Annotated in this window: 21 protein-coding genes; 11 read left to right on the forward strand and 10 right to left on the reverse strand. The window is 69.1% G+C overall.

Going from position 1 to position 24,627, the window contains the following annotated elements; genetic code table 11:
• Positions 1-29: 29 nt before the first annotated feature.
• Genes V6D91_RS09380 through def form a run of 10 tightly spaced genes read right to left on the reverse strand, consistent with a single transcriptional unit; the run spans position 30 to position 11,410 of the window.
• Positions 30-956, reverse strand: coding sequence for a lysophospholipid acyltransferase family protein (locus V6D91_RS09380; RefSeq protein WP_347319883.1), 927 nt, complete (start codon positions 954-956; stop codon positions 30-32).
• Complete coding sequence (locus tag V6D91_RS09385; RefSeq protein WP_347319885.1) at positions 953-1,525, reverse strand: class I SAM-dependent methyltransferase; 573 nt, start codon at positions 1,523-1,525, stop codon at positions 953-955. Before V6D91_RS09385 ends, V6D91_RS09380 begins: the two co-directional genes overlap by 4 nt.
• On the reverse strand, positions 1,522-2,973 hold the full coding sequence (locus tag V6D91_RS09390; protein ID WP_347319886.1) for a TrkH family potassium uptake protein: 1,452 nt from the start codon (positions 2,971-2,973) through the stop codon (positions 1,522-1,524). Before V6D91_RS09390 ends, V6D91_RS09385 begins: the two co-directional genes overlap by 4 nt.
• 8 nt (positions 2,974-2,981) lie before the next feature.
• Complete coding sequence (trkA, locus tag V6D91_RS09395) at positions 2,982-4,364, reverse strand: Trk system potassium transporter TrkA (protein ID WP_347319888.1); 1,383 nt, start codon at positions 4,362-4,364, stop codon at positions 2,982-2,984.
• Complete coding sequence (locus V6D91_RS09400; RefSeq protein WP_347319890.1) at positions 4,365-5,792, reverse strand: sigma-54 dependent transcriptional regulator; 1,428 nt, start codon at positions 5,790-5,792, stop codon at positions 4,365-4,367.
• Between the two features lie 7 nt (positions 5,793-5,799).
• The gene (locus tag V6D91_RS09405; protein ID WP_347319891.1) at positions 5,800-8,079 is read right to left on the reverse strand and encodes an ATP-binding protein; all 2,280 of its coding nucleotides are present in this window, start codon (positions 8,077-8,079) and stop codon (positions 5,800-5,802) included.
• A complete protein-coding gene (locus V6D91_RS09410; RefSeq protein ID WP_347319893.1) occupies positions 8,067-8,612 on the reverse strand; it encodes a DUF4390 domain-containing protein in 546 nt (181 codons plus the stop codon). The genes V6D91_RS09405 and V6D91_RS09410 overlap by 13 nt, the downstream gene beginning before the upstream one ends.
• A complete protein-coding gene (gene rsmB / locus V6D91_RS09415; RefSeq protein WP_347319894.1) occupies positions 8,609-9,952 on the reverse strand; it encodes a 16S rRNA (cytosine(967)-C(5))-methyltransferase RsmB in 1,344 nt (447 codons plus the stop codon). The genes V6D91_RS09410 and rsmB overlap by 4 nt, the downstream gene beginning before the upstream one ends.
• Positions 9,952-10,890, reverse strand: coding sequence for a methionyl-tRNA formyltransferase (gene fmt / locus V6D91_RS09420; protein ID WP_347319896.1), 939 nt, complete (start codon positions 10,888-10,890; stop codon positions 9,952-9,954). Before fmt ends, rsmB begins: the two co-directional genes overlap by 1 nt.
• A gap of 13 nt (positions 10,891-10,903) precedes the next feature.
• Positions 10,904-11,410, reverse strand: coding sequence for a peptide deformylase (gene def, locus V6D91_RS09425; RefSeq protein WP_347319898.1), 507 nt, complete (start codon positions 11,408-11,410; stop codon positions 10,904-10,906).
• An 83-nt stretch (positions 11,411-11,493) separates the two neighbouring features.
• Between def and V6D91_RS09430 the strand changes: the two genes are divergently transcribed.
• Genes V6D91_RS09430 through gspH form a run of 11 tightly spaced genes read left to right on the forward strand, consistent with a single transcriptional unit; the run spans position 11,494 to position 24,615 of the window.
• Positions 11,494-12,663 carry a LysM peptidoglycan-binding domain-containing protein gene (locus V6D91_RS09430; RefSeq protein ID WP_347319901.1) on the forward strand — a complete coding sequence of 390 codons (1,170 nt, stop codon included), beginning with the start codon at positions 11,494-11,496 and terminating at the stop codon, positions 12,661-12,663.
• Between the two features lie 16 nt (positions 12,664-12,679).
• Positions 12,680-13,849, forward strand: coding sequence for a DNA-processing protein DprA (dprA, locus tag V6D91_RS09435; protein WP_347319903.1), 1,170 nt, complete (start codon positions 12,680-12,682; stop codon positions 13,847-13,849).
• Positions 13,850-13,857: 8 nt separating this feature from the next.
• Positions 13,858-14,361, forward strand: coding sequence for a DUF494 domain-containing protein (locus tag V6D91_RS09440; protein ID WP_347319905.1), 504 nt, complete (start codon positions 13,858-13,860; stop codon positions 14,359-14,361).
• A 6-nt stretch (positions 14,362-14,367) separates the two neighbouring features.
• Entirely contained in the window at positions 14,368-16,833 is a 2,466-nt protein-coding gene (locus tag V6D91_RS09445; protein ID WP_347319907.1) for a DNA topoisomerase I, read from the forward strand.
• A gap of 21 nt (positions 16,834-16,854) precedes the next feature.
• On the forward strand, positions 16,855-17,433 hold the full coding sequence (locus V6D91_RS09450) for a Sua5/YciO/YrdC/YwlC family protein (protein ID WP_347319908.1): 579 nt from the start codon (positions 16,855-16,857) through the stop codon (positions 17,431-17,433).
• A 3-nt stretch (positions 17,434-17,436) separates the two neighbouring features.
• Entirely contained in the window at positions 17,437-20,826 is a 3,390-nt protein-coding gene (locus V6D91_RS09455; protein ID WP_347319909.1) for a mechanosensitive ion channel domain-containing protein, read from the forward strand.
• Positions 20,823-21,782: an oxygen-dependent coproporphyrinogen oxidase gene (gene hemF, locus V6D91_RS09460; RefSeq protein ID WP_347319910.1), complete on the forward strand. Its 960-nt coding sequence runs from the start codon at positions 20,823-20,825 to the stop codon at positions 21,780-21,782. The genes V6D91_RS09455 and hemF overlap by 4 nt, the downstream gene beginning before the upstream one ends.
• Before the next feature lie 10 nt (positions 21,783-21,792).
• On the forward strand, positions 21,793-23,016 hold the full coding sequence (gene gspF / locus V6D91_RS09465; RefSeq protein ID WP_347319911.1) for a type II secretion system inner membrane protein GspF: 1,224 nt from the start codon (positions 21,793-21,795) through the stop codon (positions 23,014-23,016).
• A gap of 8 nt (positions 23,017-23,024) precedes the next feature.
• Positions 23,025-23,555, forward strand: coding sequence for a type II secretion system major pseudopilin GspG (gspG, locus tag V6D91_RS09470; protein WP_347319913.1), 531 nt, complete (start codon positions 23,025-23,027; stop codon positions 23,553-23,555).
• Positions 23,555-24,079, forward strand: a complete 525-nt coding sequence (locus V6D91_RS09475; RefSeq protein ID WP_347319915.1) for a hypothetical protein — start codon at positions 23,555-23,557, stop codon at positions 24,077-24,079. The genes gspG and V6D91_RS09475 overlap by 1 nt, the downstream gene beginning before the upstream one ends.
• Positions 24,079-24,615 (forward strand): type II secretion system minor pseudopilin GspH, encoded by a 537-nt coding sequence (gene gspH / locus V6D91_RS09480; RefSeq protein WP_347319916.1) that lies wholly within the window; start codon positions 24,079-24,081, stop codon positions 24,613-24,615. Before V6D91_RS09475 ends, gspH begins: the two co-directional genes overlap by 1 nt.
• The last annotated feature ends 12 nt before the right edge of the window (positions 24,616-24,627 follow it).

A 24,627-nucleotide genomic window follows, 5' to 3' on the forward strand; every position in this document is an offset into this window, starting at 1 on the left:
TTGTCCGCCCATGGCCGTCCCTTCCCAATCTAGTACAAGTATGGCTGACCTTCCGGCCGCGTCTTGAACAGCTTGAAGCTCCACATGTACTGCGCCGGATCCTCGCGGATCATGGACTCGAGCACCGCGTTCATGCGCATGGTATCCGCCACCACGTCCTCGCTGGGGAAGTCCTCCAACGGCGGGCGGATGTGGATGTGGTATAGGCCGGTCTGCGGATCGAGGCGGGTGATGTAGGGCAGGACCACCGCATCACCGAGCCTCGCCAGGCGGCCGAGCATGGGGACGGTCGCCTTGGGCACGCCAAAGAACGGCGCAAACACCGCGTGCTCCGGGCCGAGATCCTCGTCCGGGATGTAGTACACCAAGGTACCCGCCTTGAGCGCCTTGACCAGCGGACGCAGCCCCTCCTGGCGGGCCATCAGCCGGGCGCCGAAGCGGGTGCGGCCATGCGCCATCCAGGCATCGAGGAAGGGTTTGCCCGTGGGGTTGTAGGGGCCGGCCCCGCCACCGCAGGCCTTCGACAGGTAGGCCGCGCCCATGTCCAGGCCCACCACATGCCCGGTGACCACCAGCGGCGCGCGGCCCGAGGCCAGTGCGGCGTCGAGGTGCTCCTGCCCGTGCACCCGCCAGCGCCTTGCCAAGGCCTTGCGGCTGCGCAGCCAGAGGTAGCCGAGGTCGAGCAGGGCCTGCCCCGCGCGCTCGAAGGATTGCCGCGCAAGCCGTGTGCGCCCGGCCTCGTCCAGCTCGGGGAAGGCGAGGCCCAGATTGATGTCGACGATCCGGCGCCGCTTGGCGTTGCGGCGCATCATCTGCCGCCCGAGCCAGGCGCCAAGCCGCATGCGCAGGCCCACCGGGAGCCAGGCGATGATCCACAGCACCAGGATGCCCAACCACATCCCCAAGTAACGCGGATGCCACAAGGCGGGGTCTTTGAGCGGGGCGGGCAGGCTCATGGCTTGGCCCCCACCAGTGCGGCCACGGCCCGGAGGCCCTGCCCCAGGTCGCCGAACAGGCCATCCTCGCGATAGACCAGCAGGCGCAGCGGCCGGCAGAGTTCGAGCAGTTCGCACGGCTTGAGCAGGAAGGCGGGATTGGAGGGGGTCGAGCCCCCCTCCGGGCGCTCGGTGGTGAAGGTCTGGTAGAACAGCAGGCCGCCCGGGCGCAGCGCGTCGATCAGGTGCGGGAACAGGCCGCGCTCGAGGAAATGGCTGACGACGATCACATCGAAGGACGCAGGCGCGGGCGGCGCGGCCACGACATCGCGCACCTCGCCGTGCACGGCCAGCCCCCGTCGCCCCGCCTCCTCCCCGAGGCGCTCAATCGCCACCGGAGAGAAGTCCCAGGCCTGCACCCGCAGGCCATGCTCGGCCATCAGCAGGGCGTTCGCCCCCAGGCCGCAGGCGAGATCCAGGGCATCCCCCACCGCAGGCAGCAGGTGGACATGCTCACGCAGTGCCCAGGCCGCGGCACCGCGTTCGGCATCCGCGTAGCGGCTGTTCCAGAGATCGACCCGCGTGCTCATCGGCGCCAGAACACCGGCGTGAACAGGACGAGCAGGGTAAAGACCTCAAGACGCCCCAGGATCATCGCCACGCACCCCACCCACTTGGCCGCATCCGGAACGGAGGCGAAGTTGCCCGAGACCGCGCCGAGTCCCGGCCCGAGATTGTTCAGGGTGGCGGCCACCGCACCGAAGGCGGTCACCTCATCCAGGCCGATGCCCATCATGACCAGGGTGAGGACGATGAAGATGCCGATGTAGGCGGAGAAGAACCCCCATACCGCCTGGATGACCCGGTCCGGCACCACCTGGGAGCCGATCTTGACCGGAAGCTCGGCCTGCGGGTGCACCAGCTGCTTGAGCTCGCGCACCCCCTGCTTGATGAGCAGCATCACGCGCATGACCTTCATGCCGCCGCCGGTGGACCCCGTACTGCCCCCCATGAAGGCCAACAGCACGATCAGCACCGGCAGGAAGGCCGGCCAGAGGGTGATGTCGGCGGTGGCAAAACCGGTCGTGGTGGCATAGGAGACCACATTGAAGGCGGCGTAACGCAGGGCGGTGAAAAAGCCGTCGTAGATGCCTCCCCCCCAGAGCATCACGCTGTAGAGGATCACCATGGACAGCAGCACGCCGACGTAGAAGCGGAACTCCGAATCGTTCCAGTAGCCCGCCAGGCTGCGCCGGTTCCAGGCGACGAAATGCAGGGCGAAGTTGGCTCCGGCGACCAGCATGAAGAAGGTGGCCATGCCATCCAGCCAGGGGGAGTCGTAGTGGGCGAAGCCCGCATCATGCGTGGAGAAGCCACCGATGGCGACCGTCGCGAAGCTGTGGCCGATGGCGTCGAACCAGCCCATGCCGCCGATGCGGTAGGCGATGGCGGCGGCCACGGTGATGCCCACGTAGATGTACCAGAGGGTCTTGGCGGTGTCCGCGATGCGCGCGGTGAGCTTGGCCTCCTTCATCGGCCCGGGGTATTCGGCCTTGTACAGCTGCATGCCACCCACCCCCAGCATGGGCAGGATGGCCACCGCGAGCACGACGATCCCCATGCCCCCCAGCCACTGCAATTCCTGGCGGTAGAACAGGATGCTGTGCGGCAGGTCGTCGATGCCGGTCAACACCGTGGCCCCGGTGGTGGTGAGCCCGGAGATGGCCTCGAACACGGCATCCGTGAGCGACATGTCGGGCCGGTCAGCAAGATAGAACGGCAGCGCCCCCGTGGCCCCCAGGACCGTCCAGAACATCACCACCACGACGAAGCCATCGCGCAGCTTGAGCTCGCGCTTGAGGCGGCGGACCGGCCAGAAGGCCAGAAAGCCCAGCACGAACAGCCAGAGGAACCCCTCCAGGAACGGGAGCACGGCGCCGTCGCCGAAATACAGTCCCACCAGCGCCGGTGGCAGCATGGACAGGCTGAAGATCATCAGCAGCACGCCCAGCACACGCTGGACCATGGAGAAGTGCATGGCTCGCCCTATCCGAAGAAACTGAAGCCGACCTGGAACAGTTGCTCCACCTCGCGCACCCGGCGCTTGTCGGTCAGGAACAGGATCACGTGGTCGTCCGAGGCGATGACCGTGTCATGGTGGGCAATGAGCACCTCATCTTCGTTGCGCACGATGGCGCCGATGGTCACCCCCTCGGGCAGCTTGAGCTCCTCGATGCGCCGCCCGACCACGCGCGAGGTCAGCTTATCGCCCACGGCGATGATCTCCATGGCCTCCGCCGCGCCGCGGCGCAGGGAGTGGGCGGCGGTCACCTCGCCGCGACGCACATGGGCGAGCAGGGCGCTGACCGTGATCAGCTGGGGCGAGATGACCACGTCGATGGCGGTGGCCTCGATCAGGTCGACATACACCGTGCGGTTGATGATCGCCATGGTCTTGCGTGCGCCGAGGCGCTTGGCGAGCATGGCGGAGAGGATGTTGTTCTCATCGTCGTTGGTGACCGCGAGGAACAGGTCCATGTCCTCGACGTTCTCGTCGCGCAAGAGGTCCTCGTCGGTGGCGTCGCCGCGCAGGACGATGCCCTCGCGCAACTCCTCGGCCAGACGCTTGGCATTGACGGGGTTGTGCTCGATGACCTTGACCTGGGCGCGGCTCTCCAGCGCCTTGGCCAGCCCACGACCGATGTTGCCGCCCCCCGCGATCATGATGCGCCGGTAGGGGCGCTCCATGCGCCCGAGCTCGGCCATGACCGCGCGGATGTGCTCGCGCGCGGCGATGAAGAACACCTCATCTTCCGGCTCGATCACGGTATCCCCGGTCGGCATGATGGCCTGGCCGCGGCGGAAGATGGCCGCCACGCGGGTGTCGACGTTCGGCATGTGCTCGCGGATCTCACGGATCGGCTGCCCGACCATCGGCCCGCCGTCGAAGGCGCGCACGCCGACCAGGCGCACCCGGCCGCCGGCGAAGTCCAGCACCTGCAGGGAGCCCGGATAGGCCACCAGGCGCGCGATGTACTCCTGGATCAGCGTCTCCGGGCTGATCACGACGTCGATCCTGAAGTAGCCCTCGTCGAAGATCGCGGGGATGGCCTGGTACTCCGGCGCGCGCAGGCGGGCGATCTTGACCGGGGTATGGAACAGCTTCCAGGCCAGCTGGCAGGCGACCATGTTCACCTCGTCGCTATTGGTCACCGCAAGCAGCATATCAGCGTCATCCACCCCGGCGGCCTCCAGCACGGAAGGGTAAGAGGCCAGCCCGGCCACCGTGCGGATATCGAGCTTCTCCTGCAACTCGCGCAGCAGGGCGGCATTGGTGTCCACCAAGGTGATGTCGTTGCTCGATTCGCTGGCGAGCTGGGTGGCGACGGTGGTGCCAACCTGGCCGGCACCAAGGATGACAATCTTCACTTACCAGTCCTTCTCGTCATCGTCCCGCTGGGCGCTGTCCTTGACCCCAAGGGCCTTGAGCTTGCGGTAGAGGTTGGTGCGCTCCATGCCGGTGCGGCGGGCCAACTCGGTCATGCTGCCGCCGCTCTGGCGCAGCTGCGCCTCGAGGTAGGCGCGCTCGAAGGCGTCGCGCGCATCGCGCAGCGGCTGCGCCAGCTCCACCTCGACCGTCAGGCGGCCACCCCGCTCGCGGGCGATGGCCGCCCCCCCTTCCGGCACGTGCGCGCCCTGCGCGCCGAGAGCCTGGCGGGCCTCGGCCAGGGTGATGACCTCACCGGAGGCGAGGATGAGCAGGCGCTGCACCACATTCTTCAGCTCGCGCACGTTGCCCGGCCAGGCATAGCCGGTCAGCAGGACGAGCGCCTCGGGATCGAGCCTGCGGGGGGGAACACCTTCCTGCTCCTGCGCGCGGCGCAGCTCGTGCTCGAGCAGCTGGGGGATGTCCTCGGCATGGTCGCGCAGTGGCGCGATGCGCAACGGCAGGACGTTGAGGTGGTAGTAAAGGTCCTCGCGGAAACGGCCAGCACGCACCTCTTCGGCCAGATCGCGCGCGGTCGCGGCGATCACGCGCACGTCCACGTGCACCGGCTCGCTGCCCCCCACGCGCACGAAACTCTGGCTCTCCAGCGCGGACAGCAGCTGGGTCTGCACCCCCTTGTCGAGGTCGGCGACCTCGGCCAGGAACAGGGTGCCGCCATGCGCCTGCTCGAGCAGGCCGTAGCGGATGCGCTCGCCACCGCCCTCGCTGCCGAACAGCTCCACCGCCGCGCCCTGGCGGGTGTTGAGGGTGGCGAGGTTGACCTCGATGAAGGGCTGATGGCGGCGCGGCCCGAGGCCATGGATGTAACGGGCGAAGGTCTGCTTGCCCACCCCCGGCTCGCCGCTGATCAGCACCCAGCCGTCCGCCTCGGCCAGGCGACGCGCCTGCGCCTTGAGCGCCTGCATGTAGGCCGAGTCGCCGACCGGCTCGAACAGGGCGCGCGCCTCGCGCTTGAGGCGGGCGTTCTCCTGCGCCAGACGGTGAGCCTGGAGGGCGTTCTCCACCGTCAGCAACAACTTGTCGAGCGAGAGTGGCTTCTCGATGAAGTCGTAGGCGCCAAGGCGGATGGCCTCCACCGCGGTCTCCAGCGTGCCGTGGCCGGACATCATCACCACCGGCGCCGGCAGCCCCCCATGGGCATGCCAGTGCCGCAAGAGGCCGATGCCATCCATCTCCGGCATCCACACGTCGAGCAGGATCAGGTCGGCGCGACGGGCCTGCAGGGCCGCCTGGGCCTGCGCGGCCCCCTCGGCCACGGCCACGCTGTAGCCCTCGTCCTCGAGGATGTCGCGGACGGACTCGCGGATATCCGGCTCGTCGTCCACGATCAGGATGTGTGCGTTAGGCATGTTTTCCTCAACTGCTCGGAGCCGCTCCTGCGGCCCCATCAATGGTGCCGCCCGGCGCAGGCATCCCGGAAGATGCGTGACGATCGCCCGCGGGTTCCAAGGCAGGCAGCACGATCAGCACGCGCGCCCCACCCTCGGCGGGGTTGAAGGCGTGCACGCGCCCTGCGTGTTCCTCGACGATCTTCTTGACGATGGCAAGCCCCAATCCGGTGCCCTTCGGGCGGGTGGTCACATACGGCTCGAAGATATGCTCAACCAGGTCGGGAGGGAAGCCCGGCCCGTTGTCGTCCACGCACAGCTCCACCAGGCCCTCGTCCGGGCGCAGGCGGGTATGCAGGGTGACCGTCGGCTCGACACCCCCTGTCGTGGCGGACTCCTGCAGCGCCTCGGCGGCATTCTTCACCAGGTTGTGCAACAGCTGGCGCAGGCGGCCGGCATCTCCCTCCACCCACAGCGGCTCGGGCGCCAGGTCGTGCCGCACCCGCACGCTGCCGCCGCGGTAGAGATCGACCACGTCGCGCACGAGGGTGTTGAGCGCAAGCGGCGCCAGCCGCGACTCCGGCGCGCGGGCGTATTCCGCGAACTCGTTGACCATGTGCTTCATGGCTTCGACCTGCTGCACGATGGTATGGGTCGCGCGTTCCAGCACCCGGGCGTTGTCCTCCGCAAGCACCGGGCCGAGCTTGCGCCGCAGGCGCTCGGCGGAGAGCTGGATGGGCGTGAGGGGGTTCTTGATCTCGTGCGCCAGACGCCGCGCCACCTCGCTCCAGGCCGCGTCGCGCTGGCCCTGGATGATGGCGGTAATGTCGTCCATCACCAAGACCAGGCCGCCCTCTTCGCCACCATGCAGGTCATGCGCCAGCGGCGCACCGCGCAGCATGAGGATGCGGCGGCCCGCCTCGCTGAACAGGCGAACCTCGCGGGCCAGCTCCCCACCGCCCTCCAGCCAGGCATGCAGGGCATCGCACAAGGGATCGAGGTGGCTGTGGGTCAAACACAACCCCTGAAGGCTGGCGTGGAGGAGCTCCTCCAGCGGCACGCCGAGCATGCTGGCCGCAGCGGCGTTGGCATGCCGCACCCGCGCCCGCTCGTCGAGCGTCAGCACGCCCGAGGAGAGGTGCTGCAGCACCGTCTCGAGGTAATCGCGCTGCGCGTCGGCCTCCTCCATCAGGCGGGTCGCTTCCTCCGTGCTCTCGGCGATCCGCGCGGTCATGGTATTGAACGAGCGCACCAGCAAACCGAGGTCGTCATTGCGCTGCACCGGCAGGCGCAGGCTGTAGTCGCCCGCCGCCACCGCGCGGGTCCCCAGGGCCAGCTCGCGGATCGGTGCCGTGAGCCGGCGTGCGGCGACGAAGGCAAGCCACACCGCGGTCAGGGCGGAGAGCAGCAGGGCGAGCCCGAGCGCGAGACCAAAATTCTGCTTCAGCCCGTGGCGCAGGTAGATCAGCTCGCGATACTGATGGAAACCCTCCTGCACGCTGTCCGCCAGGCTCGCCAGGCGCGGATCGAGCGGGAACAGGGCCTGCAAGAGCCAGGTCTCATTGCGGACGCCATAGCCCCGCACCGGGGTCACCACACGAATCACCAGCCGATCGCCCGCCGCCGGCTCCAGACCGATGTAGTCATTGCCCTGACGCACGTGCATCAGCATGGCCTCGTTCGGCCGGGCCGGTAGGATGCCCTGGGTGTCGTCGCTGGCCGAGGCAACGATCATGTTGCCGGCGCCGAACAGGGTCATCTCGATCGCCTCGGTCTCGCGCCGCAGGGTGTCGAGTTCGAGCGCGGCGCGCTCGCTCTCGGTATCCGCCAACAAGCCCCCCACACGCGAGGTCGCGCGCACGGCCTCGCGCATGCGGACGTCGAGCGAGGCGCGCGAGAGCTCCAGCGCATCGCCCAGGGCCTGCTCGATCTGCACGTCGAACCAGCTGTCAATGCCGCGCTGGATGAAGTCGAGCGAGAAGTAGAACACGATGGCGACCGGCGCGAGGCTCAGGGCCACGAAGGCGCCGAGGAAGCGCATGGTCAGGCGCGCCCCCGGCACGTGGGCGCGCAGGCTCTGCACCAGCCGCCAGAGGTTGGCCGCCACCACCATGAGCAGGAACAGCACGCCCACCACGTTGAAGCCGAGCAGCCAGACGTACAGCGACTCGTAACGGGTGGAGTGCTGCAGTGCGTCGGTCAAGAGGTAGAGCGAGACCAGCAGCAGGACCACCACCCCCGCGCTGACCCATGGCACCAGCGGGCGCACGCGGCGGCGGTAGAAGACCCGCAGCGTCAGAAGGCCCATAGATACCATTCGCTGGTCAGGGCCCAGCGCTCGGAGAAATAGGCCCGCGGCCGCATCGGCAAGGGCAGGGTGTCGAGCAACAACCTCAGTCGTGCCCGCCCCCGGTAGGTTCCGTGAGCCGGGAAGTCACCGGCCGGGCCGAGCGCCACGTTGCGCAACTGGGTCAACGCCTCCAGCGCACCGACCAGGCTCGTGAAGGTCGCGCTCTCCTCGCTCTCCGGCCACACCAGCCGGTAGAGACGGCTTAAGGCGTGGTATTCGATGCGGGCGCGGATCGTCTGGCTCGCGACCTCGCGCGCCCACAACCAGTCACGCTCCTGCTCGATGACGAACTCCCAGGCGAAGGTGAGCGGCACGCCGCTCTCAAGGGCCTCGCGCTGGGCCGCAAACAGTTCGAGACGGGCATCGGCATCGACATACAGGGTGTCGCCACGCAGCTCGGTGGCGACATGGGTGATGGACACCCCGCCCGCCTCTGCGGATACGACGCCAAGGAGCCAGCCCAGCAGCCCGATCAACAGCCAGGACTTCATGATGCCCTCGCGAGCAGGCAGTAGTAGAAACCGTCCATACCATCCTCCCCCGGCAGGGTCTGCCGTCCGTGGGGCAAGGGATGGCCCCACTCCGCCTTGATCGGCTGCTCGATCGCATCCGCCCGACGCTGGAGGAAGGCGTCGATGCGGACATCATTCTCCTCGCGCAGGATCGAGCAGGTCATGTAGAGCATACGCCCGCCCGGGGCGAGCAGCGGCCACAGGGCGTCCAGCAGACGATCCTGCTGGCGCGCCAGGGCGGCGATATCGGTCTCGCGGCGCAGGCGCTTGATGTCGGGGTGGCGACGGATCACGCCGGTGGCCGAGCAGGGGGCATCCAGCAGGATCAGATCGAAGGGGCGGCCATCCCACCAGCTCGCCGGATCGCCGGCATCGGCGGCCCGCACCTCGGCGGCAAGCCCCGCGCGGGCGAGGTTTTCCGTGACGCGGACGAGCCTTGTTGCGTCGGCATCGAGCGCCAGCATGGCAAGCCCAGGCTCGCGCTCGAGCAGGGCCAGGGTCTTGCCCCCCGGGGCCGCGCAGGCATCCAGCACCCGAAGGCCTGGATGCAGCTCGACCAGGCCGGTGCACAGCTGGGCCGCCTGGTCCTGCACCGACACCTCGCCCGCGGCGAAACCGGGCAGGCGCTCGATGGGCTGCGGCTGGGCCAGCCGCACGCCGAAGGGGGCATGGCGGGTCGGCTCGGCGGCAAGCCCCGCCTCGGCCAGCCGGGCAAGATACGCCTCGCGCGTCCCCTTGGCGGCGTTGACGCGCAAGGTCATGGGCGGGTGCTGGCCGAGGGCCTCGGCCACGGCCTCCCGCGCATCCGGCCAATCGGCACCAAGACGTTGCCAGAGCCAGCCCGGCAGGGCATGACGGGTGGCCGGATCGGCCGCCTGCCAACGGGCCAGACGCGCCTCACGCTCGCGCATGAAGGTGCGCAGCACCCCGTTGACCAAGCCCCCGAGGCGCTGAGCCTTGAGCAGGCGGGCGGCCTCCACCGTGGCATGGACCACCGCATGCTCCGGCACCCGGGTGTGGAGCAGCTGATACAGGCCGACCAGGAGCAGGGCAAAGACCTCCGCCGGTTTGGGACGGCTCTTCACCAGGCCATCGGCGAGGAAGGCGAGCGGTTCGAACTCGCGCAGCACGCCGAAGGCCAGCTCCTGGGCCAGGCCACGGTCCCGCGCAGGCAAAGCCGCCAAGAGTGGCGGCAAGGCCTCGCTCAGCGAGCGCCCCGCCAGCACGGCGGCCACGGCGCGGGCGGCCTGGGCACGCACCCCACTGCCTGCCCCCTCCTTGCCCGAAGGATACCCCTCGGCTTGGGCCTTGCCGGCCATCAGACTCCGAGCCTTTCGCCGAGCATCGGCTGGGCATTGAGGAAGTCGGCCGCAGAGAGCGGCTTGCCTCCGGGCCGCTGCACCTGCTCAAGGCGCAGGATGCCGGCCCCGGTCGCGACATCGATGCCATCGCGGCCGGTGGCCACCACCGTGCCCGGCGTCTTGCCGGTTTGGCCATCCAGCGCACGGGCGCGCCAGATGCGGAAGCTCTCCCCATGCCAGAGGGTTTCCGCCACCGGCCAGGGGTTGAAGGCCATCACCTGGCGCGCAAGCTCCGTGGCGGGACGCGACCAGTCGAGACGGGCCTCGGCCTTGTCCAGCTTCTTCGCGTAGGTGACGAGGGATTCGTCCTGCGCCTCGCCCTGAAGGGTTCCGGCCAGCAACGCGGGAAGGTGCTGCATCAAGAGCTCCGCACCCATGACGGCGAGCTTGTCGTGCAGGCTCTGCGCCGTGTCCTCGGGCGTGATCGGGCAGGCGGACTTGGCCAGCATGTTGCCCGTATCGAGCCCGACGTCCATCTGCATCAGGGTGATGCCGGTCATCGTGTCCCCCGCCTCGATGGCCCGCTGGATCGGCGCCGCGCCACGCCAGCGGGGCAGCAGCGAGGCATGCAGGTTCACGCAGCCGCGGAGCGGGATCTCCAGCACCGCCTTGGGCAGCAGCAGGCCGTAGGCGGCCACCACCATCAGATCGGGCTGCAAGGCCGCGAGCTCCGCCTGCGCCTCGGGCGTGCGCAGGGTCGCGGGCTGGAACACCGGCAGACCGTATTCCAGCGCCGTCTGTTTGACCGGGCTCGCGGTCAGCTTGCGCCCACGCCCCGCGGGGCGGTCCGGCTGGGTATACACGGCCACGACGTTGGCGCCACCCTCGATGAGGGCGCGCAGGGCCGGCACGGCGAAATCGGGCGTGCCGGCGTAGATGATGCGGGGTTTGGACATGGTGTCTCCGGTCTCAGGCGCGTTCGCGTTTGCGCAGCTTTTCGTATTTCTTCAATGCGCGCTCGCGCTTGAGCGGCGAGAGGTGGTCGATGAACAGGCGCCCTTCGAGGTGGTCGAGCTCGTGCTGGATGCACACCGCGAGCAGACCGCCGGTGTCCAGCTCGTGCTCGACGCCGTCGAGATCCTGGTAACGCACGCGCACCCGCTCCTTGCGCGCCACCTTCTCGTGCAGCCCCGGGATGGACAGACACCCCTCCTCCATCTCCTCGACCCCGGAAGCCTCGAGGATCTCGGCGTTGATCAGCACCAGCGGCTGGTCCTTGCCCTCGGACACGTCCACCACCGCGATCTTGCGGTGGACGTCCACCTGGGTGGCAGCGAGGCCAATGCCGGGGGCCGCGTACATGGTCTCAAACATGTCATCCACCAGGCGGCGCAGTTCATCGTCGAAATGCTCCACGCGCCGCGCGACCTTGCGCAGGTTGGGATGCGGATACTCCAGAATGGGCAACAGAGCCATGGTTCAGCCGATACTCTTCATCGCGAAAACGCCTATTTTATGGTATCAACTTCGGAAACTCTCCCTGCGTCGATGGAACCGCCATGCCCCGGAATGCACTACGCCTGAGCCTGATCGCCCTTCCTGCCCTGCTCGCCGCCTGTGCCAGTGCCCCCGAGGCACCGTCGGCAAGCGCAGAGCCCCAGGCCGCCAAGGTCACCCCCTTGCAGGACGCCGCCCCGGCCCCCGCCCCCCGGGTGAACACCCAGCCATTCCGCGCCGATGCCCCGCAAAGCTACACGGTCAAGCGCGGTGACACCCTCTGGGGCCTCGCCCAGCGATTCCTCAACGACCCGTGGACGTGGCCGCAGATCTGGTACGACAACCCCCAGGTGCAGAACCCGCACCGCATCTACCCGGGCGATGTGCTGACCATCGTCAGCATCAAGGGCCAGCCACGGCTGACCAAGAAGCTCTCGCCGCGCATACGCCCCCTGCCGCAGGAGCAGGCCATCCCCACCCTGCCGCTCGCGGTCCTGCGCCCGTTCCTCGCCTATCCCCAGGTCGTGGAGGCCTACGAACTGAACAACGCGCCGCAAGTCGTCGGATCGCCGGACGGCCGCCTTGTGCTGGGGCGCGGCGACACCCTCTACGCCCATGGCGGCCACCTGGAGAGCGGCGAGACGATGGCCGTGGTGCGTCCGCACAAGCCGCTGCTCGACCCGGACAGCAAGGAGGTGCTCGGCTACGAGGCCGAGGCCGCCGGCATCGCGCGGGTGCTGACCGCCGGTGAAACCGCAACGCTCCGGCTGACCGAATCCCCGCGCGAGACACGCAAGGGCGACCGCATCGTGCCCCTGCCCGCAGCCCTGACCCAGGACCTCCGCCTCACACCGGCCGCGGCGGACATCCGCGGCCACGTCATCTCCCTGCCGGACACCACCACGGCGAGCGCCCGCTGGCAGGTGGTGGCCATCGACCGCGGCCGCGTCGACGGCATGGTGCAAGGGAACGTCATTCGCCTCTACAAGCCGGGGCGCACCACCCGGGTGGATACCACGCCCATCCCCGACCCGCGCGGCGGAGACTCAGCGGGCGACCTCTTCACCGCCCCGGTGCGCGAGGTGCGCCTGCCAGATCAGGTGCTGGGCGATGCCGTGGTGTTCCTCGTCTATGAACGCGCAAGCTACGCCCTCATCGGCGAGGTGAGCGAACCGGTGCGTGAAGGGGCGTGTTTCAGCTCACCGGATGCCCCGGCGGTCACCTGCCGCTGAAGCTGGCCGATCCAGCATGGCTCAGGGAGCGGGCCGCCCGTTGGACGAGCCGAACAGCGCCGTCGGAAGGGTGGGAGGCCAGGATGAGCCCCGCCAGCGCGCCTGGCTCACCCTGCTGCACGCCCCGGTCCTCGGATCACGCGCCTTTGCCCGGCTGTGGGAGGAGGCCCCCGATCCGCTCGCCATCCTCGCGCAAGGCCCTGCCCTGTGGCGGGCCGCGGGGCTTGGCGAGGCCACCTGCGCGGCCCTGCGCCAGCCCGACGAGCCCCGGATCGGGTCGGCCCTGGACTGGCTGGCCGACCCCGGCCACCACCTCATTCCGCTCGATGACCCACGCTATCCGCCCGCCCTGCACGACCTTGCGGACCCTCCACCCGCACTGTTCGGCCTCGGCGACCCCGATCTTTTGCGCCTGCCGACGCTGACCATCGTCGGCACCCGCCACCCCTCCCCCGGCGGCGCGCTCAATGCCCGCGCCTTCGCCCGCGACCTGGCCGGCCGCGGGCTCACCATCGCCAGCGGCCTGGCGCTCGGCATCGACGCCGAGGCGCATCGCGGCGCACTGGAGGCGAAGGGCCTGACCCTGGCCGCGGTCGGCACCGGGGTGGACCGCGTCTACCCGGCCCGGCACCGCGAGCTCGCCCACGCCATCGTCGATGGCGGCGGGCTGATCATCAGCGAGCTGCCGCTCGGCACCCCCCCGCGTCCCGGCCAGTTTCCGCGCCGCAACCGCCTCCTCGCCGCCCTCGGCCTCGGAACGCTGGTGGTCGAGGCCGCCATCAAGAGCGGCTCGCTGATCACCGCCCGCCTGGCGGCGGAGCTCGGGCGCGAGGTCTTTGCCATTCCCGGCTCCATCCACAACCCGATGGCCCGCGGCTGTCACACCCTGATCCGCAGCGGCGCCAAGCTGGTCGATTCGAGCAGCGACATCCTCGAAGAACTCGCCCCAAGGCTTGCCCCCCTCCCACCGCCGGCCGTCCCCGAGGCGGCGCCCCCCGAGCTTCCCGCCGACCATGCCCGCCTGCTCGAGGCCATGGGCTTCGACCCGGTCAGCGTCGATGACCTGGTCGAGCGCTGCGGATTGACCGCGGCGGAGGTTTCATCCATTCTGCTGATCCTCCAACTGCAGGGCCTTATCGCCCCGGCAACCGGTGGGCTGTACGTTCGCCTGCCGCCAACATCCTGAACTTCCTGATGAAAGAAAACGTCCTCGACGTCCTGATGTACCTGTTCGAGTACTACATGGCCGACAACCCCGGCCAGCCGTTCGACGCCGACCGCGACACGCTCGAGTCACGCCTGGTCGAGGCTGGCTTCAGCAGCGCCGAGATCGGCAAGGCATTCGGCTGGCTGGACGCGCTGTGGCAACGCCGCGCCCTGCCGCCCCCCGCCCTGCAACGTGCGCCGGGCGACGCCGCCCGCGCCCCCAGCCTCCGCCTCTACACCCCCGAGGAGATGGAGCGCCTGGATACCGACTGCCGCGGCTTCCTGCTGTTCCTCGAAGGGGTCGGCATCCTGAGCCCCGCCAACCGCGAGCTGGTGATCGAGCGCGTGCTCGCCCTGCCGGAAGACGAGATGGACCTTGAGCGGCTCAAATGGCTGATCCTGCTGGTGCTGTTCAACCAGCCCGGCGAGGAGATCGCCTATGCATGGATGGAAGAGCTGGTCTATGACAACGTCACCGGATACCTGCATTAAACGGTCATGAGCAAACACCTCGTCGTTGTCGAGTCGCCGGCCAAGGCCAAGACCATCAAGAAATACCTGGGCAAGGACTTCGAGGTCATGGCCTCCTACGGCCATGTCCGCGACCTGATCCCCAAGGAGGGCGCCGTGGATCCGGCGCACGGCTTTGCCATGCGTTACGAGGTCATCGAGCGCAACGCCAAGCACGTCGAGGCGATCAGGAAGCACCTGGCCCGCGCGGATGATCTGTACCTTGCCCCCGACCCCGACCGCGAGGGGGAGGCCATTGCCTGGCACCTGGCCGAGATCGTGCGCCAGGACCCCGAACTTGCCGCCAAGCCCCTGCACCGCGTGACCTTCAACGAGATCACCCAGCGCGCGGTGCAGGAGGCCATCGCCCATCCGCGCGACATCAGCATGGACCTGGTCAATGCCCAGCAGGCCCGCCGTGCGCTGGACTATCTGGTGGGCTTCAACCTCTCCCCGCTCCTGTGGCGCAAGATCCAGCCCGGCCTCTCCGCCGGCCGCGTGCAGAGCCCGGCCCTGCGCCTGATCGTCGAGCGCGAGGAGGAGATCGATGCCTTCATCGCGCGCGAATACTGGACCCTGGAGGCGCGCCTGGCGCATGGCGGGGTAGCCTTCGGCGCCAAGCTCGTGCAGCTCGACGGGGCCAAGGTCGAACAGTTCTCCATCACCGACGAGCGCGGGGCCACGGCCGCGCGCGAGCGCCTGCTCAAGGCCGCCCGCGGTGAGCTCGTGGTGCAGAGCGTCGAGCGCAAGCAGCGCAAGCGCTACCCCGCCCCGCCGTTCACCACCTCCACCCTGCAGCAGGAGGCCGTGCGCAAGCTCGGCTTCTCCGCCAGCCGTGCCATGCGCATCGCGCAGCAGCTCTACGAGGGCATCGCCCTGGGCGAGCAGGGCAGCGTGGGCCTGATCACCTACATGCGTACCGACTCGGTCAACCTCGCCGAGGACGCCCTGCGCGAGATCCGCGGCCTGATCGCCGAGCGCTTCGGTGCCGACCAGATGCCCGCCCAGCCGGCACGCTACAAGACCCGCGCCAAGAACGCGCAGGAGGCCCACGAGGCGATCCGCCCGACCTCCGCGTTCAACACCCCGGAGCGGGTCAAACCCTTCCTCACCCCCGAGCAGTTCAGGCTGTACGAGATGATCTGGAAGCGCACCATCGCCTGCCAGATGATCCCGGCCACCCTGGACACCGTGAGCGTCGACCTCGCCGCAGGGGATGCCGGAATCTTCCGCGCCACCGGCTCCACCGTGCGCGACCCCGGCTTCATGCGCGTCTACCGCGAGGATGTGGACGAGCCGACCGGCGAGGATGACGAGCGCCGCCTGCCCGCCATGGAGGAAGGGGATCGCATCCCGCTCGCCGACATCGCCGCCGAGCAGCACTTCACCGAGCCGCCGCCGCGCTACTCCGAGGCCAGCCTGGTCAAGACGCTGGAGGAATACGGCATCGGCCGCCCGTCCACCTACGCCAGCATCATCTCCACCCTGCAGGATCGCGAGTACGTGATCCTGGAGAACCGCCGCTTCAAGCCGACGGATGTGGGGCGCATCGTCAACCGCTTCCTGACCGAACACTTCACCCAGTACGTCGACTACGGCTTCACCGCCAAGCTCGAAGACGACCTCGACGCCATCTCCCGCGGCGAGGAGGACTGGGTGCCGGTGATGGAGGCGTTCTGGTCACCGTTCATCGAACGGGTCAAGGACGTGGCCGAGAATGTCAGCCGCCAGGACGTGGCCCAGGCGCGCGAGCTCGGCCTCGACCCGGTCAGCGGCAAGCCCGTGTCCGTGCGCCTGGGCCGCTTCGGGCCGTTCGCCCAGATCGGCACCAAGGAGGACGAGGACAAGCCGCGCTTCGCCTCCCTGCGCCCCGGCCAGAGCATCGCCACCATCACCCTCGACGAGGCGCTGGCCCTGTTTACCCTGCCGCGCACCCTCGGCACCCTGCCGACGGGCGAGGAGGTGCAGGTCAACATCGGCCGCTTCGGGCCGTACGTGAAGTACGGCAAGAGCTACGTCTCGCTCAAGAAGGACGACGACCCCTACACCGTCACCCTCGAGCGGGCCATGGAGCTGATCGAGGCCAAGCAGCTCGCCGAGGCCAACCGCGTCATCCAGACCTTCGCCTCCGGCATCCAGGTGCTGAATGGCCGCTACGGGCCCTACATCACCGACGGCGAGAAGAACGCACGCATCCCCAAGGACAAGGATCCCAAGTCCTTGAGCGAACTCGACTGCATGGAGCTGCTGGCCAAGGCCAAGGCGGCCCCGGCGCGCGGCCGCAAGGCCGCGACCGGCCAGGGGGCCGCCACCAAGGGCAAGACCGCAGCCGGCAAGTCCAAGGCGGCGGGCGCCGGGGAGGAGGCCAAGCCGGCCAAGCCCCGTGCACGCAAGAGCCCGGCGGCGGGCGAATCCGCCAAGCCGACATCACGACGCAAAAAGACGGACAGCTGAGGTCCGCACCGAGCCCGTCCCATGAGCCTCCCTTCCAGGCCATATCTCTCCCCCTGGCGCCTGCGCTTCGCCGCACGCTGGCTGCGCAGGGGGGGGATCGTGGCCTATCCGACCGAGGCGGTGTACGGGCTGGGTTGCAATCCGACCGATGACCGGGCCCTGCGCAAGCTGCTCGAACTCAAACGCCGGCCGTGGCACAAGGGGCTGATCCTGATCGCCGCGCGCCCCGTCCAGCTCGAACCCTTCCTCGCCCCACTCGATGCGGAACGCGTCGAGCGCGCCCACGCCCACTGGCCGGGGCCCACCACCTGGCTGTGGCCGGCCCAGCCCTGGGTCTCGCCGCTTTTGCGTGGCGAGCACCGCACCCTGGCGGTACGCGTGCCGGGCCATCCCCTCGCCCGCGCCCTGTGCGACGCCTTCGGCGGGGCGCTGGTCTCCACCAGTGCCAACCGCTCCGCTCAGGCGCCGGCGCGCAGCGCCCTCGAAGTGCGCCGCAAGCTCGGCCCCCGTGCCGTATTCATCCTCAGCGGACCGGTGGATCGTCGGGCCCGTCCCAGTCGCATCCTGGACATCCACAGCGGCCGCGTGCTGCGGGACTGAGTCATGCCAGCCCTCCGCCTCATCGCCTTGCTCTTCCTGTTCCTGGCCGGGGCTGCAGCCGCGGCGCCCCCCTCCACGGCGACATCATCCTCTCTCGCCCTTACGGCACTGGAAGGCGAACTCAAGGCGGCGGAGTCCGCCCCCGCTCCCGACACCGCCCTGCTCGACAAGGTGCGGGCCCGCCTGGAGGCGATCCGCCACGAGCAGGCCCGCCTGCAGCAGGCCGAGGAGCGGGTCATGGCCGCCAAACAGCTCGAACGTAACGGCAACGATGAGCTGATGCGCGTGCTCGCCAAGGCACGCGATAACTTCCCCATGCCCGTGCTGGCTGGACTGTCGGCGGAGCGCCTCACCGCCCTCCTCCAGCAGGCCGCCGCTGACGAACAAGCCGCGCAGGAGCGCATGGAAGCCGCCAACCGCGCCCTCACCGAGACGGAGCTGCGCGGGCAGGCCCTGCGCCAAGCCAGCCTGCAACCACCCCCGCCCCTCCCTCCGCCCGCCGCGCAGGGTGAACCGCCGCTACTGGCCCGCGCCAGCCAGCTGCTGGCCCAAATACGCCAGCAAGCCATGGAGGCGGAGTCCAAGGCCCTCGCGCTGGAGCAGTCCACCCAGCCGCTCGCCCTGCAACTGGCCCAGGCCCGCCAGCTGCTGGCCCAGCACGAGCTGGAGCAGCTGCGCAAGCGGCGCGAGCGGATCGAGACGACCCTCAACGAACAGCGCCTGGCCGAGGCCGAGGCGGCCCGCCAGAGCGCGGGCCAGAGCGCCGTGAGCGAAAGCCACCCCGCCCTCAAGCGCCTGGCCGAGGCCAACCACGAGTGGGCGAACCGCCTGGCGGAAACGACCCGGGAATTGAGCGACATCACCCGCCAGCGCGACGAAACCACCCGCCGCACCGAGGCGATGCGCCAGGACATGTCCACCCTGCGTCAGCGCCTCGATCAGCTCGGTCTCGGCCCGGTGATCGGCAACCTGCTGCTGGAAAAGCGCAGCAGCCTCCCCACCGAGGCCGCCCTGGCCCGCCGCATCAAGGACAACCGGGCCCTGGTGAATGACATCCAGCTGCTCGACCTGGACGTCGCCAACGCACGGGCGGCCCTGTCCGCCCCCCAGACCCTGATCAGCCAGCTGCTGATCGACGTTCCGGCCGAGGAGCAGGCGGCGCTCGAACCCACCATCCAACGCATGATCCGGGAGCGCGAGGACATCCTGCAACGCCTGGACGCCATCAAGCCGCCGCTGCTGCTGGCGATCAACGACCTTGAGTTCGCGTTGGAATCCCAGCGCCGCGTGGTGCGCGAATTCTCCGACTTCATCGCCCAGAACCTGCTGTGGATGCCCAACGCTCGTCCCCTGTGGAGCACCGCCTGGGCGGACTATGAGAAATCGCTGCTCACCCTGTTCGACCTGCGCCGCGCCTGGGGGGACCTGCGCGACGCCATCCGGGGACTCTCCGCCCAGCCCGTGACCAACCTGGCCACCGTCGCCCTGATCCTGGCCCTGCTTGCCCTGCGCCCCCAGCTGCGGCGCCGCATCCGCCTGCTCGCCGACCGCACCATCGAACAGCCGGGATCGACGGCTCAGGAACGCATCGGGATGGGCTCCGCAGGAGCCGGCCCACAGGGGGGCGGCCAGGGATGGCCGGCATCGGAGACCCTGTGGACCACGTTGGGCGCCATCACGCTGGTGTTCCTGTACGCCCTGCCCTGGCCGCTGCTAGCCCTGCTCCTGGGGCTGCGCCTGCAAACCGGGGCCCCCCCCGGCGGCTTTGCCCAGGGCATCGGACAGGCCCTGGCGATGCTCGCGCCGCTGCTGCTCTACGCCCGCGCCGCACTGGCCCTGTTCCACCCCAACGGCCTGGCCGAGCGCCACTTCGGCTGGAGCCCGCAGACGCTTCATGCCCTGCGCCAGGCGATGCGCCTGTTCATCTTCGGCGTCCTGCCGTTCGCCTTCCTCGCCGCGGTGGCGATCGCCATGGACACGGAGGCCATGCGCGACGGTGCCGGCCGGCTGGCGTTCATGCTCGCGCTGTTCGGCCTGGCACTGATGTTCGGCCGCCTGCTTCACCCGCGTGGCGGCGTGATGCTCTACTGGCGTATGACCCACGCCCGTCACTGGAGCGCACGTCTCGCCCCCCTGTGGTTCGCGCTTGGGATCGGGCTGCCGATCCTGTTCGCCGCCCTGGCGGCAGTGGGGTACTTCTACAGCGCCGGCGTCCTGACCCAGAAACTGGTGACTTCGCTGTGGGTCGCCCTCGGCCTGGTGGTGGTGTACGACTTCGGCCTGCGCGCCCTGCGCCTGGTCAAGCACCGGCTGCAGCTCCAGCGCGAGCAGGCACCGCCCCCCCAGATCAAGACCGGCGGCGAGGGGGACGGCCTGCTCGTGCCTTCGAACGGCATGGACGTCGAGCAGATCAGCCGCCAGAGCCGCAAGCTGCTCAATTTCAGCCTGACGATCGCCCTGCTCTTCGCGCTGTATGCGGTGTGGGCCCCCATCCTGCCCGCCCTTGGCATCTTCGAGCAGATCGTGCTGTGGAGCTACCGCGGCGAGATCAAGGGCGAGACGGTCACGGTCAGCGTCAGCCTGGGCGACCTCCTGCTCTCCGGCCTCTGGCTGCTGGCGATGTGGGTGGCGGCGCGCAACCTGCCAGGCCTGATGGAGATCATCCTCGAACGCTGGACCCAGCAGGACGCCGGCACGCGCTACGCGGTGATCACCATCACCCGCTACATCATCATTGCCGTCGGCTTGATGCTGATTCTGGGCGGCCTCGGCCTGCAGTGGTCGCAGATGCAGTGGCTGGTCGCCGCGCTCGGCGTGGGCCTCGGCTTCGGCCTGCAGGAGATCTTCGCCAACTTCGTCTCCGGCCTGATCATCCTGTTCGAGCGCCCGGTGCGGGTGGGGGACATGGTCAGCATCGGCGACAAGACCGGACACATCAAGAAGATCCATATCCGCGCCACGGTGCTGGAAGACTTCGACCGCAAGGAGATCATCATCCCCAACAAGAAGCTGATCACCGAACAGGTCACCAACTGGACCCTGTCCGACACCTCCACCCGGGTGGTGGTGGACGTCGGCGTGGCCTACGGCAGCGACCCGCGCGAAGTGGAACAGATCCTGCGCGAGGCCGCCAGCCGCGTGCCTGGCCTGATCCAGGACCCGCCCCCTGGTGTCTGGTTCATGGGCTTTGGCGACAGCGCACTCAACTTCCGCCTGCGCGCCTTCGTCGCAGACGCCGAACAGCGCACCGACACCATCAGCGAACTCCACTACGCCATTGAGTACGCCCTGCGCGAGAAGGGCATCTCCATTCCCTTCCCGCAGCGCGACATCCACATCCGAGACATCCAAGGCCTGCCTGCGGGCCTCTTCCAGGAGAACAAAGCCACATGACCCCGGTTGCCGCCGTCCGCGAATACCTCCTCGACCTGCAACAACGCATCTGCGATGCCATCGAACACGCCGACGGCGAAGCGAAATTCCTGCACGACGACTGGACCCGCCCCGAGGGCGGGCACCTCGCGGGCGACGGCCGCACCCGGGTGCTGTCCGAAGGCGCCGTGTTCGAGCAGGCCGGAATCAACTTCTCCCACGTGAAAGGCGCGCGCCTGCCGCCCTCCGCCACCGCGCACCGGCCTGAACTTGCCGGCCGCCCGTTCGAGGCGCTTGGCGTGTCCTTGGTCATCCACCCGAAAAACCCCTACATCCCCACCTCCCACGCCAACGTCCGCTTCTTTATCGCCCACCCCTTATCCCCCCTCCCCCCCGGCGGGGGAGGGGTCGGGGGAGAGGGGGAGAAGCCCCAAGCCACTTGGTGGTTCGGCGGCGGCTTCGACCTCACCCCCTACTACGGCTTCGACGAAGACTGCACCCACTGGCACCAGACCGCCAAGGCCGCCTGCGAGCCCTTCGGCGCGGACGTCTACCCCAAATACAAACAGTGGTGCGACGAGTATTTCTTCCTCAAACACCGCAACGAGCCGCGCGGCATCGGCGGGCTGTTCTTCGACGATTTGAACGAAGGCGGCTTCGAACGGAGCTTCGCCTTCATGAAGAGCGTGGGCGACCACTACATCCCGGCCTACCTGCCCATCGTCGAGCGCCGCAAAGGCACTGCATACGGCGAGCGCGAGCGCGACTTCCAGCTCTACCGCCGCGGCCGCTACGTCGAGTTCAATCTCGTCTACGACCGCGGCACCCTGTTCGGCCTGCAGTCGGGCGGGCGCACCGAATCCATCCTCATGTCCCTGCCGCCCCTGGTGAAATGGCGCTACAACTGGCAGCCCGAGCCCGGCACGCCCGAGGCGCGCCTGTACGAGCACTTCCTCCAGCCACGCGACTGGGTCTGAAGGGGCCGCCATGCCCGCCTTCTCCTGGACCGCACTCGACGACACCGGCCGCACCCGCAAGGGCGTGCAGGAGGGAGACTCGGCCCGTCTGGTGCGCCAAGCCCTGCGCGAACAGGGCCTGACCCCGCTCGCGGTCGAGCAGACCACCGACCAGGTGGCGGCCTATGACCGCAAGGGCGGCCTGGGCCGCATCAGGGGCCGGATCGGCGCAGGCGAGCTTGCGCTGATCACCCGCCAGCTCGCCACCCTGGTGCAGGCCGGCCTGCCGATCGAGACCGCGCTGGGCAGCGTGGCACGACAGAGCGAGAAGGCGGCCAGCCGCAATCTGATCCACGCAGCACGCTCCCGGGTGATGGAGGGGCATACCCTGGCCGCTGCGCTCTCCGAGTACCCGCGCGTGTTTCCCGAGCTCTACCGCGCCACGGTGGCGGCGGGGGAGGAGTCCGGCCACCTGGACGCGGTGTTGGAGCGCCTGGCGGATTACACCGAGGCGCGCGAGGCCCTGCGCCGCAAGATCCAGCTCGCCCTGTTCTACCCGGGCCTGCTGACCCTGATGGCGGTGGTGGTGGTGATGGGCCTGCTCACCTACGTGGTGCCACAGGTGACCCAGGTGTTCGAGCACCTCGGCCAGGAGCTTCCGGAGCTTACCCAGGCCCTGCTGGCGCTGTCCGGCTTCCTGCGCGACTACGGCCTCTGGCTGCTCGGTGGACTCGCCACCGGCGCGCTCGCCTTCCGGCGTGCCCTGCGTCACACCAGCGTCAAGCGCCGCTGGCATCATCTGTTGTTGCGCCTGCCGCTGGCCGGCCGGCTGATCCGCGGGGTCAATACCGCGCGCTTCGCCCGCACGCTCGGCATCCTCGCCTCCGCCGGGGTGCCCATCCTCGAGGCGATGCGCATCGCCGCCTCGGTGATGGACAACGTGCCCATGCGCGAAGCCGTGGAGGAGGCCACCCTGCGCGTGCGCGAGGGGGTGGGCATCGCCACGGCGCTCGCGGACAGCAAACTCTTTCCGCCGATGACCGTCCAACTCATTGCCTCCGGCGAGCAGTCCGGCCGCCTGCGGCCGATGCTGGAGCGCGCCGCAGCGCAGCAGGAGGGCGAGCTGTCGGCCATCATCGCCACCGCGCTGGGGTTGTTCGAACCGGTGCTGATCCTGCTGATGGGCGGGGTGGTGCTGGTGATTGTCCTTGCTATCCTGTTGCCCATCTTTGAGCTCAACCAATTGGTCAAATGAGGTTCCTTATGCGCGCTGCTGCTAGCTGTCACCCGCTCTCCCCTCAAGGGCGCGGGAAGCTCCCCCCCCTCCCCCCTGGCGGGGGAGGGGCCGGGGGTGAGGGGGGAACCCGCCCTGTCCAGCAGGGCTTTACCCTGATCGAGGTGATGGTGGTGGTGGTCATCCTCTCCATCCTCGCCGCCATCGTGGTGCCGAAGATCATGGACCGCCCGGACGAGGCGCGGATCACCAAGGCCAAGCAGGACATCCGCGCGCTGGAGGCGGCGCTGAACCTCTACAAGCTGGACAACTTCAGTTACCCGACCACCAACCAAGGGCTGGAAGCCCTGGTGCAGCCGCCGACCACCGAACCCCTCCCGCCGAAGTGGAAGCAGGGCGGCTATCTCGACCGCCTGCCGCAGGACCCTTGGGGGCGTCCGTACATGTACATGTCGCCGGGCGACCAGGGGCGCGCCTTCGACCTGTACTCCCTCGGCGCCGATGGCCAGCCCGGCGGCACAGGCGCGGCAGCGGACATTGGCAACTGGGCACTGAACTGATGCTCCCCACCCGTCGCGGTCCCGACGAGGACGACACCCCGCTGGAGGGCGAACTGCTCACCGCCCGCCCTGGGTCTGCCCTGCCTGGCCTTGGCGCGCGGTTCACCCGCCTGCTGCGCATCTTCTGGCTGATCAGCCTGGCGGTGACCGGCTGGCTGTTGTGGCTGACCGTGGGCCAGGGGGTGAGCGGGGTGCTGGATGTCGTGCTCGCCCTGCTGCTCGCCACGCCCCTCGTAGTGCTGACCTTGGTGGTGCTGGGTCTGAACCAGCTCACGAGTCTCTTCTCCCGTTCCGCCGACCAGCTCCAGGCGCATCTTCGGGCCCAGGCCGAGGGGCGCAACGCACGTCTGGCGGCCATGGAACTGCACTACACGCTCAGCGAACTGCGCGACCATGCCGAGGGCCTGGCCTTGCTCGGCTTCATGCTCACGCCTGGGTTTCTGGGCCTGCTGGGTATCTCGGTCGTCGCCACCCTGGTCATGATCCCGGTCGCCCTGTTCACCCTGCTGTTTGCCCTCTTTTGATGCGACGGGGCTCGTCGGGCTTCACCCTGATCGAAGTGATGGTGGTGATGGTCATCATCGCCATCCTGGTGACCATGGTGAGCCTCTCGCTCAAGGGCGACCGGGCGGGGGAGGCGCTGGAAGAGGAGGCCCAGAGGCTGACGGCCCTGCTCAACCTGCTGCGCGAAGAGGCGGTGATGCGCGACCAGACCCTTGGGCTGGCGCTCACCGGGGAGGGGTATGTATTCGTGATCCGTGAGCTGCCCGATCCTGCGGCCCCCGCCGAGCCGCCCGCGTTCCGCCCGCTGAGCGATGACGAGGTGTTCCGCCCCCGTGCCCTGCCGCCCGGCACCCGCATGGTGTTCGAGACCGGCCCGGCGGCGCGGCCGCTGCCCCCCACCCGGGCGGCGCTTGCCCCCGTACTGCTCGCCCTGCCGCAGGACCTGCTGATGCCTGAAGGCCGCCTGGTGCTCACCCACCCGGCCACGCCTCGGGTGGCGGTGGTGAAGCTGGACACCCGCGGAGTCCGTTGGGAACGTGGCGATGGGCGTCCTTGACAATCGCCGCGG

This window comes from Thiofaba sp. EF100 (assembly GCF_039822285.1).
In the GTDB taxonomy this organism is placed as follows: Bacteria; Pseudomonadota; Gammaproteobacteria; order Halothiobacillales; family Halothiobacillaceae; genus Thiofaba.